The sequence below is a fragment of the Flavobacterium sp. WC2409 genome (assembly GCF_041200085.1).
GTDB lineage: Bacteria > Bacteroidota > Bacteroidia > Flavobacteriales > Flavobacteriaceae > Flavobacterium.
In genome coordinates this window covers 2,189,084-2,208,262 of sequence record NZ_CP165625.1, presented here as the reverse complement: position 1 = coordinate 2,208,262, position 19,179 = coordinate 2,189,084, and the positions used below count along the sequence as shown (strand labels likewise).

Genomic DNA, 19,179 nt, shown 5'->3' with positions numbered 1-19,179 from the left:
TATGATTAAAATTTATAACGCATTCCAAAGGTGTAATTGATTCCATACAAGTCTTTTTGTACGGTAACTCTGTCAGGGTCTGTTTGATTAGGTAAGGCAAACTTCCCAGTAGTATAAATGTTGGGTTGCAAAATTTGCACAAGAACGGGCGTGTTTAAAAGATTGGTAATTTTGCTATAGAAAGTAAAATTTTTAAATGCTCTTTTTTCTATAGAAAAATCAAGTTGCGAATTTCCTTTTTGCCAATAATCTAAATCTTTATAAGGGGAAACTAATGTGATTTTTCTTCCTGTATAGATGTAGGCCAATTGTACATCTATTCCTGAATTTTGATTTTTATACAATAACGAAAGATTGGCAATATGAGGGGATTGTCCTTGTAGTGGTCTAGTTTGAGTCGTTTCTTCGCTCACATAAGAACTGTTGTAAAACAATTTAGTAGTAGTGATTTTTGAGTTAGTGTAAGTGTAATTAGCTGTTATTCCAATCTTTCCAAAATATTTAGCCATGTTTACTTCAAACCCAAAATTGGTAGCTGTTCCAAAATTGGTAGGTTTTAAAGTGGCGCTTGATGTCCCTGTGAATAAAATGGCAGATTCTATTGGGTTTTGAATGTTTTTATAAAAAGCTCCAATTAAGAACTGATCTAATCCTTTTGGAAATAATTCATATCTAATATCAAAGTTGGAAGCAGTTGCATGTTTTAAATTTGGATTACCACTCATGTTAAAATCCTCTCCTTCTATTTTAAAAGGAATATATTCGTAGAATCCGGGTCTGTTTATGGCACTAAAATAAGATAACCGAAGATTCTCTTTTTCACTTAATTTATATTTAAAATGGATACTTGGCAGAAAATCAGTATAGGTTTTTGATCCAACCGCTCCCGCAATTATGGTAGCATCCTGTGCTGTTTTCCAAGTTTGTGTCGTATTTTCTATACGTAGACCTCCAAGAATCGAAAGTTTGTCATTAAATTGAATATTATCTTGAAAATAATAGGCCGCAATTTTCTCCGTAGCGTCATAATTTAAAGCATTGTTAGGACTTCCTTGTGCTGCAGTAATACCATTAAAATGAAATTTGTCTGGAGATAAAATACCATCATAAGGAATGGGTTCGCCTGAACTGGAATTATTAGGTATTAAATTCCATTCATTGTAATTGTTTTTTCGCAATTTATTTCTGTAAAGCCCTCCCATCGATAGGACCATCGGTTTATTTAAGATTTCTTTTTTATACTTGAAATTTATGTAACCAGCATAATCTCTATCGGAGTTGTTCATCCAAATTCGATAAAAAGGAATATTTAAAACAGCTGGAGTAACTGTTTGATTTTGATTAGCATCATAACCAACTTGTTCTACAGTTTGGTATTCAGACCAATCTGGGGTTATGCTTTTAGCCAAAGAATAAACAGCTGACCAATCAGCATTTAAATATTCATTGATTTTATGTTCTCCTTGCAAGGTGTTATTGTAAATACTTTGCTTTATATATCTGGAACGGTATAATTTGTATGTATTTCCTGTTCCAACTCCTGATCGACCTATCGATAAACTAGTATCTATAGATTTACGATTTTGAGTTTCTTCGGATTTTAAATACACATTGTAAAGACTAATTTTATTTTTAGAATTTAAAATATAATCTAGCTTAGTGTGAATTCCATATCGAGTTTGGTTGATGTTATACCTTCTGGAATATAGATCTGTAAACGCAGGAACATTCCCTGGTGCAGGTTGATTTTCTGGTTTGAACCATGTACTTTTTGATCCTTTGTATTCATTTTGATAACTAGTCGCTACAACTACTCCCAGTTTTTTATCTTTCAAAAAACGATTGCTTATTGAAAATCCTAAGTTGGTGTTTAAAGGCAAAGTTCTACGTTTGTAATCAAAGTTTTTATAGGTAAAATCATTAGGTGTAGCGATATAATTAGCACCATTAATATCTGCAGGAGACTTACTGTTAATTACTTTTTTATCGAAATTTTCATATCCATTATCACTAATAAACTGACTAAATCCTGTTGCAATATTAGCGGTTATCGCCAATTTGTCTTGCGCATTTTTCATAATTAAATCCATAGCCCCACCTATTGCATCTCCTTCCATTTCGGGTGTTAGTGCTTTAATAACATCTAATCGTTCTAATAAATCAGCTGGAAACATATCCATTGGGACATAACGATATTTGTTATCCGGACTTGGGATCTTTATTCCATTTACAAGAGTGTAATTGTATCGCTGATCCATTCCTCTTATGATGGCATATCTAGCATCGCCTGTGCTGGTGCGCTCTAATGAAACTCCAGACATACGTTGTAATACGCCGGCGGTGGTTAAATCAGGTAGCAACTGTATGCTTTTCGCGCTAATTGCATTTAAAATATTTTGCGATTCTTTTTCTCTATGTAAGGCATATTTTGAAGATTCTTTGTCTTGCTTTACAGAAATTACGACTTCGGAAAGGGTGATGTTTTTTTCTACTAATTCAAAGTTTAATGTAATTGCACCCAATTTTACAGTAATTGTTGTTTCTTGATTTATATATCCTTGATAGCTACATTTCACTATATAACTTCCTTCAGGAACATTTTTTATGATATAAGTACCGTCAAAACCAGAATAACCATAAGTTGTAGCGGTTAGATAAATGGTAGCCCCTATTATAGGTTCATTAGTGTTTTTATCCAATATTCGACCTTTTATTTCAGACCCATAAATTATACTGAAAAAAGGGATAATTAATAGTAATAGAGACAATCGAAAAGTACTTATTTTACACACGGCTTAATTTTTTTACAAACCTAATTATTTAGCTATTTCAAAAATCACAGGTTACTGTTCCTTAATATTTTAATAATTTCAATATTTTAGATTTAACATTAACTATTTGTTTTTCAGTTATTTAATTTTATTTTCCGATATTAAATCATTGTAAAAATCAAATTGATTCTTACAAAATTTAATTAGAATTAACTTTTTGGTTACTTTTTGGTTTTCTTTAAAAGGATCTAGTGCTCCAATAGTGACACTACATAATAATTGTCAATATCATTCTTAATAACTTTGGCTGTTACCTCTTTTAAAATATATCGAGATATCCTATATTAGCACAAAATCGATAAATTTTAAAATGTCAGATCAAAATCAATATACCGAAGACAATATTCGTTCCCTCGATTGGAAAGAACACATCCGTATGCGTCCCGGTATGTACATTGGGAAATTAGGTGATGGATCTTCTGCGGACGATGGTATTTATATTCTTCTGAAAGAAGTTTTGGATAACTGTATCGATGAATTTGTAATGGGTGCTGGTAAAACGATTGAAGTAACCATTAAAGACAAGACCGTTACGGTTCGTGACTATGGACGAGGAATCCCACTTGGGAAAGTCATTGACGTAGTTTCTAAAATGAATACAGGTGGGAAGTACGATTCTTTGGCCTTTAAAAAATCGGTAGGGTTAAATGGAGTGGGTACTAAGGCAGTAAATGCTTTGTCTAATTATTTTCGCGTTGAATCCGTTCGAGATGAAAAACAAAAAGCAGCCGAATTTTCAGCGGGAAATTTGGTGCTGGAAGAAGATATTATTGATACTACAAAACGAAAAGGAACAAAGGTTACTTTTATTCCAGATGAAGCTATTTTTAAAAATTATAAATTCAGAAATGAATATGTAATTAAAATGCTAAAGAATTATTGTTACCTGAATGCGGGTTTAACAATAATCTATAATGGAGAAAAATACTTTTCTGATAATGGATTGAAAGATTTATTAGATGAAAATATTGCCGAAGAAGATATGGTTTACCCAATCATTCATTTGAAAGGGGATGATATCGAATTAGCAATTACACACAGTAAATCCCAGTACAGTGAGGAATACCATTCCTTTGTAAATGGACAAAATACAACGCAAGGAGGAACACATTTAGTGGCATTTAGAGAAGCAATTGTAAAAACAATTCGGGAATTCTACAACAAAGGATTCGATCCTTCGGATGTTAGGAAATCGATTGTGAGTGCGATAAGTATTAAGGTAATGGAACCTGTTTTTGAATCACAAACAAAAACCAAATTAGGTTCGACCGATATGGGTTCAGATCCTGGCATGCCTTCGGTTCGTACTTTTGTAAATGATTTTATCAAAAATAAATTAGATAATTATTTACACAAAAATCCAGAAACGGCCGACTTGCTTTTACGTAAAATTCTACAAGCGGAGAGAGAACGTAAAGAACTTTCAGGAATTAGAAAATTAGCCAAAGACAGAGCAAAGAAGTCCAATTTGCATAATAAAAAACTGCGTGATTGCCGCGTGCATTTACCAGATATAAAAAACCCACGTTATTTAGAAAGTACACTGTTTATTACCGAGGGAGATTCCGCTTCTGGATCGATTACCAAATCGCGTGATGTAAATACGCAAGCGGTATTTAGTTTGCGTGGTAAGCCATTGAACTCGTACGGAATGAGCAAAAAAATTGTTTATGAAAATGAAGAATTCAATTTGCTTCAAGCGGCCTTAGATATTGAAGATGATATGGAAAACTTGCGTTACAACAACATTGTAATTGCAACCGATGCCGATGTCGACGGAATGCACATTCGATTGTTATTAATAACATTCTTTTTACAGTTTTTTCCTGAATTGATAAAAGAAGGGCATTTGTATATTTTACAAACACCCCTTTTTAGAGTTCGAAACAAGAAAGAAACCATTTACTGTTATTCTGATGACGAGAGAAAAGCAGCCATTGAAAAATTAAAACCAAAACCAGAAATCACCCGATTTAAGGGGTTGGGAGAGATTTCTCCAGATGAGTTTCAGTTTTTTATAGGGGAAGATATTCGATTGGACCCTGTGATGATGGACAAAAATACTTCAGTTGAGCAATTGCTGTCTTTCTATATGGGTAAAAACACTCCGGACCGACAAGAGTTTATCATAAAAAACTTGAAAGTGGAATTGGATGCAATTGAAACAGTTTAAAATACAATTAATTACTATTCAATAGGATATATTTAATGAAAGACGAGGAAGAAGAAAATACAAATCCAGAGAATGAAGATATAAATTCAGAAGACAATTCAATTGATGAAAATCAAGAAGAAGAATCGGATGAAATAATCAAAGTCGATGCCAAGCATTTTGAAGGACAACATTTTTACGATAACGAAGAAGAAGGTGGGGATACCATTACCAAAGTTACAGGAATGTACAAAGATTGGTTCTTGGATTATGCTTCTTATGTAATTCTAGAACGTGCCGTTCCTGCTATTGAAGATGGTTTTAAACCAGTACAACGCCGTATTATGCACTCTCTAAAAGAGTTGGATGACGGTCGTTATAATAAAGTAGCCAATGTTGTAGGTCACACCATGCAATATCACCCTCACGGAGATGCGAGTATTGGTGATGCTATGGTACAAATTGGACAAAAGGAACTGCTGATTGACTGCCAGGGAAACTGGGGGAATATCCTTACTGGTGATAGTGCTGCTGCTTCTCGTTACATTGAAGCCCGATTGTCAAAGTTTGCTTTGGAGGTTTTATACAGCCCAAAAATTACCGATTGGGGAATGTCTTATGATGGAAGAAGAGCAGAACCAAACAATCTTCCAGTAAAATTCCCATTACTATTGGCTTCTGGTGCGGAGGGGATTGCTGTAGGTCTTTCGACCAAAGTTTTGCCACATAATTTTAATGAATTAATTGATGCTTCGGTAAAAATATTAAAAGGTAAACCGTTTACGATTTATCCTGATTTTATGACTCAAGGTATTGCCGATGTTTCCAATTATAATGATGGATTGCGCGGAGGTCGTGTGCGTGTGCGTGCCAAAATTGGGCAACTAGATAAAAACACATTGGTGATTACCCAAATTCCGTTTTCTACAAATACGACTACCTTAATAGATAGTATTTTGAAAGCGAATGATAAAGGGAAAATCAAAATCAAAAAAATTGAGGATAATACCGCTGCCAATGTTGAAATCCTAATTCATTTGTATCCTGGTGTTTCTCCTGATAAAACGATTGATGCGTTATTTGCCTTTACGGCTTGTGAAACTTCGGTAGCACCTTTAGGTTGTGTAATTGAAGATAACAAACCGTTGTTTATTGGTGTTTCCCATATGTTGAAAATTTCAACAAACAGAACGGTTCAATTATTAAAAAGCGAACTGGAAATTCAATTAAGCGAGCTAGAAGAACAATGGCATTTCTTGTCTTTGGAACGTATTTTTATCGAAAACAAAATCTATCGTGATATTGAGGAAAAAACAACTAGAGAAGATGTTATTCAGGCCGTTGATGATGGATTGAAACCGCATATAAAACATTTAAAACGAGCTATTACCGAAGAAGATATTCTGCGTTTGTTGGATATTCGAATCATGCGTATTTCTAAATTTGATAGCAATAAAGCACAAGATAAAATTGAAGCCTTAGAAGGAAATATTGAGCAAGTAAAGCATGATTTAGAACATTTAATTGATTTTGCTATTGCTTATTTTGTCAAGCTGAAAGAGAAATACGGAAAAGGGAGAGAACGCCAAACTGAACTTCGAGTTTTTGATGATATTGAAGCGACCAAAGTAGTATTGAGAAACACTAAATTATATGTCAATAAAGAAGAAGGATTTGTAGGAACCAGCTTGAAAAAAGACGAGTATGTTACGGATTGTTCAGATATTGATGATGTCATTGTTTTTTTACGTGACGGAAACATGATGGTGACCAAAGTAGATGCTAAAACTTTTGTGGGTAAAGACATTATTCACATTGCTATTTTTGACAAAAGTGACAAGCGTACTATTTACAATGTGATTTATCGTGATGGAAAATCGGGGCCTTCTTATATTAAACGATTTAATGTTTCGGGAGTTACTAGAGATAAATTATATGATTTAACCAATGGTACCAAAGGGTCACAGATTCTTTATTTCACCTGTAATCCAAATGGAGAAGCTGAAGTAGTGACTATAATTTTACGTCAGGTGGGAAGTATTAAAAAACTGAAATTTGATATTGATTTTTCTAAAATTGGTATAAAAGGACGTGCTTCTAAAGGAAATGTGGTTTCTAAATATCCGATTAAGAAAATTGAAATTAAAGAAAAAGGAATCTCAACGTTATTACCAAGAAAAATTTGGTTTGATGATACAGTACAACGTTTGAATGTTGATGGTAGAGGAGAATTATTGGGTGAGTTCAGACCAAATGATAAAATCTTGATTATACAGCAATCTGGAAAATTAAAAGTAGTCATTCCGGAATTAACCACTCATTTCGACACGGATATGGTTGTGCTGGAAAAATGGATTCCTAAGAAACCAATATCTGCAATTTATTTTGATGGTGAAAAAGAGCGTTATTACTTAAAACGTTTCTTGGTGGAAACCGAAAATAAAGAGGAAAACTTCATTACAGAACACCCAAATTCCCAATTGGAAATTGTATCAACAGATTACCGTCCCGTTGCCGAATTAATTTTTCCAAAGATTAAAGGAGTTCAAAAAGAAAGTGTAACTATTGATATCGAAGATTTTATTGCTGTCAAAGGATTTAAAGCACTTGGAAATCAATTAACAACAGATAAACTAAAACAGGTAAACTTATTAGAATCATTACCTTACGAACCTCCTGTAGAAATTAAAGAGGAACCGATTAAAAGCGATGATCACAATGATGATACTGATGTACATCTTGATGATGATGGCCAAATTATTTTATTTTAACTATAAAAAAAGCTTCCACAACTGTGGAAGCTTTTTAATTTTAAACGGTTTTGAATGTGCTTATTTAAATAATTGTTTTAGAGTTGTAATTTTTTTTGCTTCTAAATTTTTTCTAATTTTCAAAAAAGCAATAGCTGTAATATAGGCGTCACCTAATGCAGTGTGTCTGTCTTTTATAGAAATATCAAATTTATCCGCAAGTTCATCCAGACTATAGGTATCCTTAATCTCAAATAAGTGAGAAACAATTAGCGTTTTTTTATAAAGTACCGCTGTGTCTAAAGACTTATTAGTTAGTAATGGTAATCCATTCCTTTCTAGTGCTTTATTAATCATAGTAACATCAAAAACGGTATGATGTGCAATGATAATGGAGTCTCCTAAAAATGTCAGAAACTGTTGCAACACTTCTAATTCATTAGGTTTGTCTAATGCAAATTCTTTTAAAATGCCATGAATTTTAGCTGTTGATTTATCGTAATGCTCCTGTTGTATGTAAACCTCAAAACTGTCATGAATTGCAATTGTATTATTTTGTAAAACAACTGCTCCAATGCAAAGAATGCGATCTTTTACATAATCGAATCCTGTGGTCTCCGTATCCAATACTACAAAACGGGTGGAGTCAATGTCTTTTGATAGCAACTCCTCTTCATATGGGTTTTCTGATTTACCCAAAAAATTCAATAAAACGGTTTGGCCTTTTTTTAAAAATTTCTTCATTATAATATATTTGAAGCATTGAACCGAATAGTAATAAGTTCTTGAAGTTCCTTAATGGTTTTAAAGGTTCGTTTTAATTTTATTTTTTCTAATTTGGTTAGTGCTTCTAAGGCAATAAACTGCCCCGAATCGTGATGTAAAAGTCCTTGTTTGGTTCTGAATTTTAATAATGCTTTATAGGAATAGGAGCAAGCCAAATACAATTCCTTGTTTTGGGGTTCTAAGTCGGCTAATTTTTCAAACCGCTCCGGACTATTACTTATGGATTTCACAGAATGAGATAGAATTAATACTCTAGCGGCATCGGCTAGTGGCATTAAAGCACGTCTTTTTATATCAAAAAAGTCTTTGTGCTCTCCATCTTGTTCTACAAGAAGTTGTCTGAAGAATCCAGTGGGGGAAGGACTTTGCAATGCACCACTTACTAAGTGAATATAAAAAACTGGATTGGCTTTTATATTTTCAAAAATAAAATCGGACAAGTTATTTACAAGTTCCTTATCTCCATAAGACAAGCTATAGTCAAAAAAGATAAAAGACAATAAAACCTCATTTTTTCCAGGATTAGTAATCCAATGGTACACTAGATCTTTGTATTCACTCATACTCAAACACCATTTAGGATTTGAAGCCATCATTTCAGCAGGACAATAATCATAACCAATGTCAAAAAGGCCTTTGTTGACATGTGTTGCCAATTCTAAAAAGTAACTCTTGGTTGCTGCACTTAATTCTTCTGGGACATCTTCATACATTAATGCATTGTCTTGATCGGTATGTAGCAATTGCTCACTTCTTCCTTGACTTCCCATGGCCAACCATGCAAATTTTACAGGAGGAGGGGTTTTCATTTTTTTTAACGCAATGGCAATAACTTGCTTTATACAAACATCATTTAATTCGGTAATTATTTTAGAAGTCAAAGTCATTGGGATATTTTGATCTAAATATCCTTGTAATAGTTGCATTATATTAGCTCGTATTGGCTTGATTTGTTTGAATTTTTTAGCTCTTTTTACTGCTTTTATTAACACTGCAGGATTATTACCTATTTCCACCATAACATCATGTTTGGATAGGATTCCCACTGCTTTAGTATTAGCAGTACCGTCTTTGGTAATACATAAATGGCTAATATTACTTTTCATCATAGCCATTTGCGCTTGTGTAACGGTCATTTTTTTAGGATAGGTAATAACAGGAGTTGTCATTATTACACTGGCAGTTGTGGTGATGGGAAATGCTCCAGTAACAATTTTATTTCTTAAATCTTTATCAGTTATAATGCCTATAGGGAGTGAATTTTCGACAATAAGAATAGCACCTACGTTTTTTTTAGTCATGGTTTCAGCAATATCTTTTGCTGTAGTTGACGCAGAACAACTAACTAGTTTTTTTGAATACTTTACGGGCTGAATGTCTAATATGCTTTTATTGGCATCCAAAGTTTCAGTTGCTGAAGCCTCACCAAATAATTTCCCTCTATGACTTTTGGAATAAGGGTTGCGTGTGTTTGAAGCAAAACTTTCAATTAAAAAGTTCCCTACTGCTTTGTTTTCAAGCGCATAGGGCTTAAAAACGGCAATCGGTATAGCATACAGAATACTTTCTTCATGAGTTCGGGCTTCCATTTTATAGTTCTCATTAGCTATAAGTGGTCTTAACCCAAAAATATCACCTTCATCACACATGTCCAAAACAGCGTTACTGAAACTATTTCGTAAGGTTACAGCTCCTTTGTGAACGATGTAAAAACTGTTGTGCGTTTCTTCATTTTCAGTAAATACAACACTGTCTTTTTCCTTATATATAATTGATATTTGCTCAGAAAGGGCTTCGATTTCTCTTTGATGTAAAAAACTAAATGGTGGAAAGTTTTTTAAAAAGTCGGCAACCCTATGGGAAATAGTATTTTTCATTACGATAATTTGCAACTAAGTTAATTTATAAAATTAGAGATAAAAAGAAAAAAACAAAATTTGATATTTATATATCATATTCTTAGAAATGAGCATAAAAAAAAGCTTCCGCCGAAACGAAAGCTTTTTTAGTTACTAATTTTTATTTCTTTTTAGTTACTTTCATGTTGATGACTTCTACAAAAAGGGAGAAGGAAATGGCAAAATACAAATAGCCTTTTGGGACCGGTGTCACATGGCTACCAAAAATAAGTGCATCCGATAAATGAGCACTTTCAGTGAGTAGCATCATGCCAATTAAGATCAAAAAGGAAAGTCCTAAAATCTGGATGGAAGGATGGTTGTTCACAAATGTCCCAACAGGAACGGCAAACTGCATCATAATTAATACCGAAATTACAACAGCGGTAATCATGATATATATAGCACCATGAACACCATTAGTCATCCCTACAGCAGTTAGAATACTATCAAAAGAGAAAACCAAATCAATCATAATAATTTGTAGTAATACATTCTGAAATGATTTTGTAGCCGCTTTACCCAGTTCTTTTTCCTCATGTCCTTTTTCATCTACTTTTTCACGAATTTCATTAGTGCTTTTATAGATAAGAAATAATCCACCAAAAAGTAATATGAGACTTTGTCCCGTTACTCCAGCAGAGAACCAACTTAGGTCAATCGTAAACCAAGGTTCTTTCATTTGAATCAATAAATTAATACCAAACAACAGACCGATTCTCATGAACATAGCCAAGAACATTCCTATTTTGGTGGCTTTTTTACGGCTTTCAACGGGCAGTTTACCCGTAGCAATTGAAATGAAAATAATATTATCGATTCCAAGTACAATCTCTAAAAAAGTCAATGTTAACAGGGCAATCCAAGCATCAGGATTTAAAAATACTTCCATTTTATTGAGTTAAGAATTATAAAAAAGTCTTTAAGTTTAGTCTTTAAGTTTAGTCTTTAAGTTTAGTAACAGTCCCTTTTTGTTTTTGTGCAGTCCCTACAATACCAAATTCGAATATATAGGTGTTTCCTGATGTTGACAAAATTTTCATGTCGATTGATTTTTCTTCCGCCATATTTTTTGGATGCAATTTCTTCAAAATATACTCACAATCGTTTACCCATCGAATCGATGCGGTATCAATCTTACCTTCAAAATTTTCAATTTCAATGCTGTCATTTCGCTCAAAAAGGGTTACTTTTTTTACCCCATCGACTTCATATTCAAAACGAAATTTCCCTGTTTTAAAGTCTTTGCAGTTGTGTTCAACATTATAACAGGACACAATAGAGAGCAGTATAGGAAGTAATAGTATTTTTTTCATATTTTTTTTGAAGCTTATTCCTGCTATTCGTTTCAATCTTTTTATCCTGAAAAAAATCAGGATAAAAAGGATTTCCACTGCTATCAGGGCTAGTTGATTAGCGGTTCCTTATTTGTTTAGTCTTTTTAATTCGGCATCAGTGAAATGTTTGATGCTCTTTTCCTGAGCAAATTTCTCCGAATTATACTCTTTTGAATTGTTTTTCGGGATGGATAAACTATCCCAATTTGTATTTTTTAATTGCTTAGCATAAAAAACGATTTGACCTACATGATACGGATAATGAGCCAATTGTCTGTTGATGGCATCCATTGCTGTTTGTCCTTCATTTCGAATGTATATAATTTGTAAAAGCTGTTCCGGAAGCAGAGAATCAATTGCTTTAAAAAAACAATCCCAGCCAGTATTCCATATTGCTAATACTTCTTCTTTGGTTTGTGGTTCATTTTCAAATTCCAAATCCCTATTTCTCCATTCTTTTTCCCCATCGGTCGTTAGGAAATTGGTCCAGCGCGAAAGCATATTTCCCGAAAGGTGTTTTACAATTGTCGAAATGCTATTAGAATCATCGTTTGATGTAATAAATAGCTGTTCCGGTTCTAATTGATTGATTGCTTTCTCACCGATTGTTTTGTAATAGTGCATTTGCTTTTTTACACTTTCAAGATACAGTTGATTCGTTTCCATTTTATTGAATTTTAATATCGTATTTATCCAAAAGTCCAATAATTCCTTGTGTAGAAAACTTGGCTTTTTTCATGGGATTGAATTCGGGATCAATTTTAAAATTAGAGGCTTTCGAAAAATCAGCTCCCGCTAGTTGCGTATTATTAAAAATAGCGCCTTCTAGATTACTATCATCAAAAATGGCTTGCGTCAGATTAGTACCAACAAAAGTTACCTCTTGTAACGAACAAGAATTGAATTTTGTTTTTGGCATTTTCTTATTGGCAAAGGAAGAATAATCGAGAACACATTCTTGGAAATTAACATTAAACAAGAAATCGTCGCATTCCTCAAATTGAATTCCGAGTAGTTTGCAGTTTCTAAATTGAATGCTTTTCATGCTTGTTCCTGATAATTTTGTCATCGATAGATTGCAATCGATGAATTCACAATCTAGAAAACTATTATAGGAGAAATTACTATTTGAGAAATCACAATTTTTAAAAGTACAATCTTCAAATTCTCGATTACTTACTTTTTTGTCAATAAAGACTACTTTTTCAAAGGTTTTTTGAATGTGTATTAATTCTTCCATTAGTCGTTAAATATGCCTTTCATAATTGTTTTTAAACCTAGAAACATCAAATACATTGCTCCAATGCATGCCATTATTCCAATTGCCAAAACCAAATAGTGCCAAACGTTTTGTTTGTTCATAAATGCATTATAAATCAAAGACGGACCGATAAACAACAACGGCAAAGCCCATGCTAAATATTTGATTCCTTTGGATAACATCTCTTTATTTGTTGCCATTATTTTTTTGTTTCAGGTTTAAAGTTTCAAGTTCTTTGTATGCTGTGTACTACTTATTATTGTAAAAGTCTACCGCTTTCCGCACGCTGCCATATGTTTTTAATAACTCAGCACCTTGCTCGTAGGTTACTGGGATTTCACCCATAATCATTTTTACACCTCGATCAACCAGTTTACTATTGCTCAATTGCATGTCGACCATTTTGTTTCCTTTTACTTTTCCTAGTTGGATCATCGTAGCTGTAGAAATCATGTTTAATACTAATTTCTGAGCTGTTCCTGCTTTCATTCTTGAGCTTCCAGTAACAAACTCTGGACCTACTACTACATCAATAGGGAACTGTGCCGTAAGAGAAAGTGGACTTCCTGCATTACATGAAATACTACCTGTAATAATTTTGTTTTCGTTGCAGGCTTGCAAACCACCTATAACATAAGGTGTTGTTCCTGATGCTGCAATTCCTATTACAACATCATTGGTATTTATATTTTGTTCTTGTAAATCTTTCCAAGCTTGAGTGTTATTATCTTCGGCATTTTCTACCGCTCTGCGTATCGCCATATCACCACCTGCAATAATTCCTACCACGAGATCAAAGGGTACACCAAAAGTAGGCGGACATTCTGAAGCATCTACCACGCCCAATCGTCCCGAAGTTCCTGCTCCAATGTAGAAAAGTCGGCCTCCCAACTTCATTTTAGCAACAATTTGAGTGACTAAAGTTTCTATTTGTGGCAATGCTTTTTCAACAGCATGAGGAACAGTTTTGTCTTCTTGATTGATATTTGTCAATAATTCGTGAACGGACATTTTTTCAAGATGCTCGTATTTTGAGGATTGCTCGGTAGTTTTTGTGAAAGTCATTTTTTAGTATAGTTGAACTCCCCAAAAATAATCTTTTTTATCGCAATCTCGAAATTTATAGCGTAAAGTCACAAACATTTAATTTCTCATTTTGTTCACATTATCGCTCTGACGAATTCTTGTTAAAAGAACTAAAATATTATATTTGTTACATATTAAAAGATAAATGGATAGAATAAGCTTATTGCAAGGGATTGCTCGCATCGGGGTTTTTGTGTCTTTATTGATGGCATTTTTTTTACTGACCGTTAAAACCGAAAATAAATTAGCTAACCGTTTATTTGCGTGGTTCTTTATTGTCTCTGCTATTGACCTTTGTGGTTTTTTTGTTTTAGATTATATTCAAGATTATGTCAATTTAGTGATTTTTAGATGGACAATCTGTTTGTTGGCAATGCCTTTGTTTTATCTTTATGTGTTAGCAGTTTGTTATTCTGATTTTAAATTAAAATGGAAGCATTTAGTGCATTTATTTCCTATTGTGCTAGTTAATTTAGTTTTTCTTCCAAGACTTTATCTTGCTAGTGATACTGAAAAGGAAATTTTTGAATTTCTAGAGCAAATGCCAGAAATATACTTTATACAGGTTTTAATTGAATTGCAATACGTGTTTTATATCGTGAGCTCATTTTTAATTTTGAAGAAATATAGAGAGATTTATCTGGAAAACTATACCAATCCAAGTACTTCTACGTACAAGTATCTTTTTCAGATGACAACCGTTTTTCTTATCGCACACTGCTTGGTGGCATTAAAAAATGTATTGCGTTACAGCGATTTCAGACAACTGTTTCTTTGGTTAAATGTTGTAGTAGGGAGTGTCGCTTTATTTATTACTTGTTGGTTAGTAATGAAAGCTCTAAATCATCCTGAACTTTTTAGAGGAATCAATTCTAAATTGCAACTGACAAAAGATTTTCTTCCTGAAGAAAATGAGGTTACAAAAGAAATAATAAGCAATAAAGACGAATTTGTATCTTCTCAAATTTTAGCATTAAAAAATTATATGATAGAGAAGGAGCCTTATCTAGATCCGTCGCTTACAATTCAAGAACTCTCTAATCAAATTAATATTCCAGTTCGGGATTTATCAGTGTTGATTAACCATCGTATGAACCAGCACTTTTTTGATTTTGTGAATGAATATCGCATTCAAAAAGCGATGCATATTTTAAAAGATCAATCCAAAAGTCAGCTTACCGTTTTAGAAATTTTGTACGAAGTAGGTTTTAATTCAAAATCATCCTTCAATACGTCTTTTAAAAAATATACTAATCTAACGCCTACCTCTTAACGAAACGCTTCACTATAAAGGTTTTGTAAAAAGTCGAACTTCATACTTGAAAAAGTCGAACCAATTTTTTAAATAGAAATTGGTTCGACTTTTTTTTGTCGGTCGAATTCTGAAAATTTCTAAGGCAACTTTGCTTCAAATTAATCGAACAAGTTTAAAATTAGAAATTATGAAAAAAGTGAACCTCCTTATTTTTTTATTATTGCCTTTGTTTTGTTTAGCGCAAGCACCTTTAAAATTGAAAGGAAAAATAGTTAGTGAAACAACTCCCTTACAATGGGCTGATGTTTCCATATCAAATTCACAGGGGAAAATTATTGACGGTACTACAACTAAACAAGATGGTACTTTTGAAATTAATATTAAAAAAGGTTTTTATAAAATAGGTGTAAGTCTTTTAGGATTTACAGACTACGAAAAAGAAATTGCAATAGAAAATGATTTCGATTTAGGTACAATTCTTTTAAAAGAGAATGCAACAAATTTGAATGAAATTGTCATTCAAGCTAAAAGGAATACCATCGAACAGAAAACAGATCGTGTGGTTTATAATCTAGAAAATAATGTTACAACGGTTGGTGGTGATGCATTAAGTGCCATAAATACAGCGCCAGGAGTTGTGGTGCAAAGTAATGTGATCACTATTCTAGGAAAAGGAGCTTCTCGAGTGATGATTGACGGAAGAATGATTGAGTTGACTGCTGAGGAGTTGAACAACTTTTTAAAATCAATTTCGGCAAGTGATATTAAAAACATTGAAATTATCAGTAATCCGCCAGCAAAATACGAAGCGGAAGGAACTGGTGGATTAATTAATATTATCATGAAAAAGGGAGCACGTGATTCCTGGAAAAACACGACTACAGCTTCTTACGATCAAAATAAATATGGCATTTATTCTTTAAGAAATAATTTCTTTTTCAGTAAAAATAAGTTCCGTTTTTCTGCAAGTATAAATGGAAAAACGGGATATAAAAATGCCGATGAAGTTTCTGAGGTGTATTTCGTAGAAGGGCTTTCGATTTTGAAAGCGAGAACAAAAGTAAAAGACGAAAATGCATCAGGAAAATTAGCTTTAGATTATGATTTTTCAGAAAAAACAACGGTTGGTTTTCAATATTTAAACTCCAAAAACAATCCTGATTTTCAATCAGATATTAGAATTGACAGATACAATAAACAAAAGCAATTACAGAATTACATACTCAATACTAGCTTCGCTGACAAAGAATCTAGCAATCAAACGTATAATGTGCATTTGATTACAAAACTGGATTCCCTTAACCGAAAATTATCATTTGATGTAGATTATTTCGATTATAATTCCAAATTTGATCGAAAGTTTGTTGCTAATAACTACGAGGCAGATATGACATTTATAGCTATAAATCAGTCAGGCCGAAATATTTCGAATCAAGATATTAATAACTTTAGTTTCAAGGCAGATATGGAACATCCGCTTCAAGCGTTGCAATTATCGTATGGTGCAAAGATGAGTTTTACAAATAGCAAGAGCGATGTTTTCTATTTTAATACCATTACTGGAAGTCCAGAATTAGATCCTCAGCAATCAAACCGATTTAAGTACACCGAAAATAATCAGGCAGTTTACATTAATGGAGCTAAAAAAATTAATGAAAAATGGAATTTTCAATTGGGATTGCGATTAGAGAATACTAAAACCAATGGTTTTTCTGAAAATTTGAATCAAGAAACAGTGAATAATTATTTAAAATTATTTCCAACATTTTATGCTTCTTATAACGAAAACGAGAACAATAATTTCAGTTTGAATTACGGAAAAAGAATCAATAGACCTCGTTTTGACTTATTGAATCCGTTTCGTATTTACATCAGCAGTAATAGCTATTCAGAAGGAAACCCGTTTTTGAAGCCTTCTTTCAGTGATAATTTTGAATTTTCTCATTCGTATAAAGAAATTTTAAGAACAAGTGTTTTCCTAAATGTTATTACAGATGGCTATGGTGTGCTATTTACATCAAATCCAAAAACCAATACACTAATTGTGACAAGAGAGAATTATTTTAAAGGGGTAAATTACGGTATTGGAGAGACTTATTCTGCTAATTTTATGGATTGGTGGCAAAGTGAAAATTCATTGTATCTTTTAGGATCAAAAACAAATTTTACAAATGCGATAAATGCGACGCCAACAAATGGTCTGGAAATTGATCTTTCTACAAACAATACTTTTTCATTAAGTAAAACGGCAAAATTGCAAATTGATTTTAGTTATACTCCTCCTTATAAGCAAGGACTATATACAGTAGGTTATATGTCAAGTCTAAATATTGGTTTTAAGCAAGATTTGTTTAATAAAAGTGTTCAAGTGGCGTTTCTGGCTAATGATGTTTTTAATACTTCTTATTTAAAAGATTTTGTTTCGGTTGTAAATGGAGTGAGACAAGTATATAACAATAATGAAAGCAATCGATTTGTACGTTTATCTGTGGTTTATAATTTTGGGAACAAAAAAATAAATGTAAAAGATAGAGATTTTGGGAATCAAGAAGAGAAAAATAGAACAGGGAGATAATACCAATTATCTGAGAAGATAGTCTTTAAAACAAAGTAGAAAATCATTCCTAGTAAATGATTTTTTACTTTGTTTTAACTATAAGTAGATTAAATGTCTAACCCAATTTTAAATTTAAATTCATTTTTTAGATTTTCATTGACGAAACTCTTTCTGGACACGGCTTAAAGATTCTTACTAGAAGGGTTCATGATTATCTATTCTTTACTATTAGCTAAGTCATTGCGAGGAACGAAGCAGTCTCATCTAGTGTTTTGGCAATAATGAACAGTTTCTATCCGACTGGGAAAGTCAGTCGTTTAGGTTAGAACGCGGATAAAACGGATTGCAAAAGCAAAACGTTGATGAAAACGGATTTTATGCGTATTTTTTTTCTAGCAATAACTAATCCATTGCGAAGAAAGTACCAATCTCATCTAGTGTTTCCGTTGTCATATTTTTTAGTTTTATTGTCGATGTGTTTTAGAGTGATAGCTTCGTTCCTCGCTATGACTTTGATTGTGGATAGTACTATTTGCTTTATTTGTGTAGCGAATTGAAGTACAAAAAATTTAAGTATTACAGAATTTATAATTTGATGCACTTTGTCATTGCGTGGAAAGTACCAATCTCATCTAGTATTTCGGCAATGAAGAACAGTTTCTATCAGACTCAGAAAGTCAATCGTTTAGTTTAGAACGCGGATAAAACGGATTGCTAAAGCAAAACGTTGATGAAAACGGATTTTATGCGTATTTTTTTTCTAGCAATAACTAATTCATTGCGAAGAAAGTACCAATCTCATCTAGTGTTTCCGTTGTCATATTTTTTAGTTTTATTGTCGATGTGTTTTAGTGTGATAGCTTCATTCCTCGCTATGACTTTGGATAGTACTATTTGCTTTATTTGTGTATCGAATTGAAGTACAGAAGGTTTAAGTATTACAGAATTTATAATTTGATGTACTTTGTCATTGCGAGGAAAGTACCAATCTCATCTAGTATTTCGGCAATGAAGAACAGTTTCTATTAGATTGGGAAAGTCAATCGTTTAGTTTAGAACGCGGATAAAACGGATTGCTAAAGCAAAACGTTGATGAAAACGGATTTTATGCGTATTTTTTTTCTAGCAATAACTAATTCATTGCGAAGAAAGTACCAATCTCATCTAGTGTTTCCGTTGTCATATTTTTTAGTTTTATTGTCGATGTGTTTTAGTGTGATAGCTTCGTTCCTCGCTATGACTTTGGATAGTACTATTTGCTTTATT

The 19,179-nt window shown here is 32.8% G+C and carries 13 protein-coding genes; 4 read left to right on the top strand and 9 right to left on the bottom strand.

Annotated elements, in window-relative coordinates:
- Positions 1–5 precede the first annotated feature (5 nt).
- The gene (locus AB3G34_RS09480; protein ID WP_369752281.1) at positions 6–2,792 is read right to left on the bottom strand and encodes a TonB-dependent receptor domain-containing protein; all 2,787 of its coding nucleotides are present in this window, start codon (positions 2,790–2,792) and stop codon (positions 6–8) included.
- A 349-nt stretch (positions 2,793–3,141) separates the two neighbouring features.
- On the opposite strand from AB3G34_RS09480, the gene AB3G34_RS09475 reads away from it, so the two are divergent.
- Together AB3G34_RS09475 and AB3G34_RS09470 are read left to right on the top strand one after the other, a co-directional pair.
- Positions 3,142–5,004 carry a DNA topoisomerase IV subunit B gene (locus AB3G34_RS09475; protein ID WP_367754344.1) on the top strand — a complete coding sequence of 621 codons (1,863 nt, stop codon included), beginning with the start codon at positions 3,142–3,144 and terminating at the stop codon, positions 5,002–5,004.
- A 35-nt stretch (positions 5,005–5,039) separates the two neighbouring features.
- A complete protein-coding gene (locus tag AB3G34_RS09470; protein WP_369752280.1) occupies positions 5,040–7,754 on the top strand; it encodes a DNA gyrase/topoisomerase IV subunit A in 2,715 nt (904 codons plus the stop codon).
- Positions 7,755–7,814: 60 nt separating this feature from the next.
- On the opposite strand, the gene AB3G34_RS09465 is transcribed toward AB3G34_RS09470, so the two are convergent.
- The 8 genes from AB3G34_RS09465 to murQ form a co-directional block, all read right to left on the bottom strand.
- Positions 7,815–8,477 carry a PolC-type DNA polymerase III gene (locus tag AB3G34_RS09465; RefSeq protein WP_369752279.1) on the bottom strand — a complete coding sequence of 221 codons (663 nt, stop codon included), beginning with the start codon at positions 8,475–8,477 and terminating at the stop codon, positions 7,815–7,817.
- Entirely contained in the window at positions 8,477–10,396 is a 1,920-nt protein-coding gene (locus tag AB3G34_RS09460) for a DUF294 nucleotidyltransferase-like domain-containing protein (RefSeq protein ID WP_369752278.1), read from the bottom strand. Before AB3G34_RS09460 ends, AB3G34_RS09465 begins: the two co-directional genes overlap by 1 nt.
- Before the next feature lie 142 nt (positions 10,397–10,538).
- Positions 10,539–11,309, bottom strand: a complete 771-nt coding sequence (locus tag AB3G34_RS09455) for a TerC family protein (RefSeq protein WP_367754336.1) — start codon at positions 11,307–11,309, stop codon at positions 10,539–10,541.
- A 49-nt stretch (positions 11,310–11,358) separates the two neighbouring features.
- Complete coding sequence (locus AB3G34_RS09450; RefSeq protein WP_369752276.1) at positions 11,359–11,733, bottom strand: DNA topoisomerase IV; 375 nt, start codon at positions 11,731–11,733, stop codon at positions 11,359–11,361.
- Positions 11,734–11,841: 108 nt separating this feature from the next.
- The gene (locus AB3G34_RS09445) at positions 11,842–12,420 is read right to left on the bottom strand and encodes a DUF1572 family protein (protein WP_367771163.1); all 579 of its coding nucleotides are present in this window, start codon (positions 12,418–12,420) and stop codon (positions 11,842–11,844) included.
- Between the two features lies 1 nt (position 12,421).
- Positions 12,422–12,994 carry a pentapeptide repeat-containing protein gene (locus AB3G34_RS09440; protein ID WP_367754330.1) on the bottom strand — a complete coding sequence of 191 codons (573 nt, stop codon included), beginning with the start codon at positions 12,992–12,994 and terminating at the stop codon, positions 12,422–12,424.
- Positions 12,994–13,215 (bottom strand): DUF6095 family protein, encoded by a 222-nt coding sequence (locus tag AB3G34_RS09435; protein ID WP_367754328.1) that lies wholly within the window; start codon positions 13,213–13,215, stop codon positions 12,994–12,996. The genes AB3G34_RS09440 and AB3G34_RS09435 overlap by 1 nt, the downstream gene beginning before the upstream one ends.
- Before the next feature lie 49 nt (positions 13,216–13,264).
- Positions 13,265–14,080 (bottom strand): N-acetylmuramic acid 6-phosphate etherase, encoded by an 816-nt coding sequence (gene murQ / locus AB3G34_RS09430; RefSeq protein ID WP_367771160.1) that lies wholly within the window; start codon positions 14,078–14,080, stop codon positions 13,265–13,267.
- Between the two features lie 166 nt (positions 14,081–14,246).
- Here murQ and AB3G34_RS09425 point away from each other — a divergent pair, with 166 nt between their 5' ends.
- Positions 14,247–15,374 carry a helix-turn-helix domain-containing protein gene (locus AB3G34_RS09425; RefSeq protein WP_369752274.1) on the top strand — a complete coding sequence of 376 codons (1,128 nt, stop codon included), beginning with the start codon at positions 14,247–14,249 and terminating at the stop codon, positions 15,372–15,374.
- Between the two features lie 169 nt (positions 15,375–15,543).
- Positions 15,544–17,931 carry a TonB-dependent receptor domain-containing protein gene (locus AB3G34_RS09420; protein WP_369752272.1) on the top strand — a complete coding sequence of 796 codons (2,388 nt, stop codon included), beginning with the start codon at positions 15,544–15,546 and terminating at the stop codon, positions 17,929–17,931.
- Positions 17,932–19,179 lie beyond the last annotated feature (1,248 nt).

What these genes read in the sequence shown, in the direction of transcription:
- AB3G34_RS09450 (WP_369752276.1), bottom strand. Translation starts at nt 11,733, where the DNA reads ATGAAAAAAATACTATTACTTCCTATACTGCTCTCTATTGTGTCCTGT.
- AB3G34_RS09425 (WP_369752274.1), top strand. Translation starts at nt 14,247, where the DNA reads ATGGATAGAATAAGCTTATTGCAAGGGATTGCTCGCATCGGGGTTTTT.
- murQ (WP_367771160.1), bottom strand. Translation starts at nt 14,080, where the DNA reads ATGACTTTCACAAAAACTACCGAGCAATCCTCAAAATACGAGCATCTT.
- AB3G34_RS09470 (WP_369752280.1), top strand. Translation starts at nt 5,040, where the DNA reads ATGAAAGACGAGGAAGAAGAAAATACAAATCCAGAGAATGAAGATATA.
- AB3G34_RS09455 (WP_367754336.1), bottom strand. Translation starts at nt 11,309, where the DNA reads ATGGAAGTATTTTTAAATCCTGATGCTTGGATTGCCCTGTTAACATTG.
- AB3G34_RS09420 (WP_369752272.1), top strand. Translation starts at nt 15,544, where the DNA reads ATGAAAAAAGTGAACCTCCTTATTTTTTTATTATTGCCTTTGTTTTGT.
- AB3G34_RS09460 (WP_369752278.1), bottom strand. Translation starts at nt 10,396, where the DNA reads ATGAAAAATACTATTTCCCATAGGGTTGCCGACTTTTTAAAAAACTTT.
- AB3G34_RS09475 (WP_367754344.1), top strand. Translation starts at nt 3,142, where the DNA reads ATGTCAGATCAAAATCAATATACCGAAGACAATATTCGTTCCCTCGAT.
- AB3G34_RS09440 (WP_367754330.1), bottom strand. Translation starts at nt 12,994, where the DNA reads ATGGAAGAATTAATACACATTCAAAAAACCTTTGAAAAAGTAGTCTTT.
- AB3G34_RS09445 (WP_367771163.1), bottom strand. Translation starts at nt 12,420, where the DNA reads ATGGAAACGAATCAACTGTATCTTGAAAGTGTAAAAAAGCAAATGCAC.
- AB3G34_RS09435 (WP_367754328.1), bottom strand. Translation starts at nt 13,215, where the DNA reads ATGGCAACAAATAAAGAGATGTTATCCAAAGGAATCAAATATTTAGCA.
- AB3G34_RS09465 (WP_369752279.1), bottom strand. Translation starts at nt 8,477, where the DNA reads ATGAAGAAATTTTTAAAAAAAGGCCAAACCGTTTTATTGAATTTTTTG.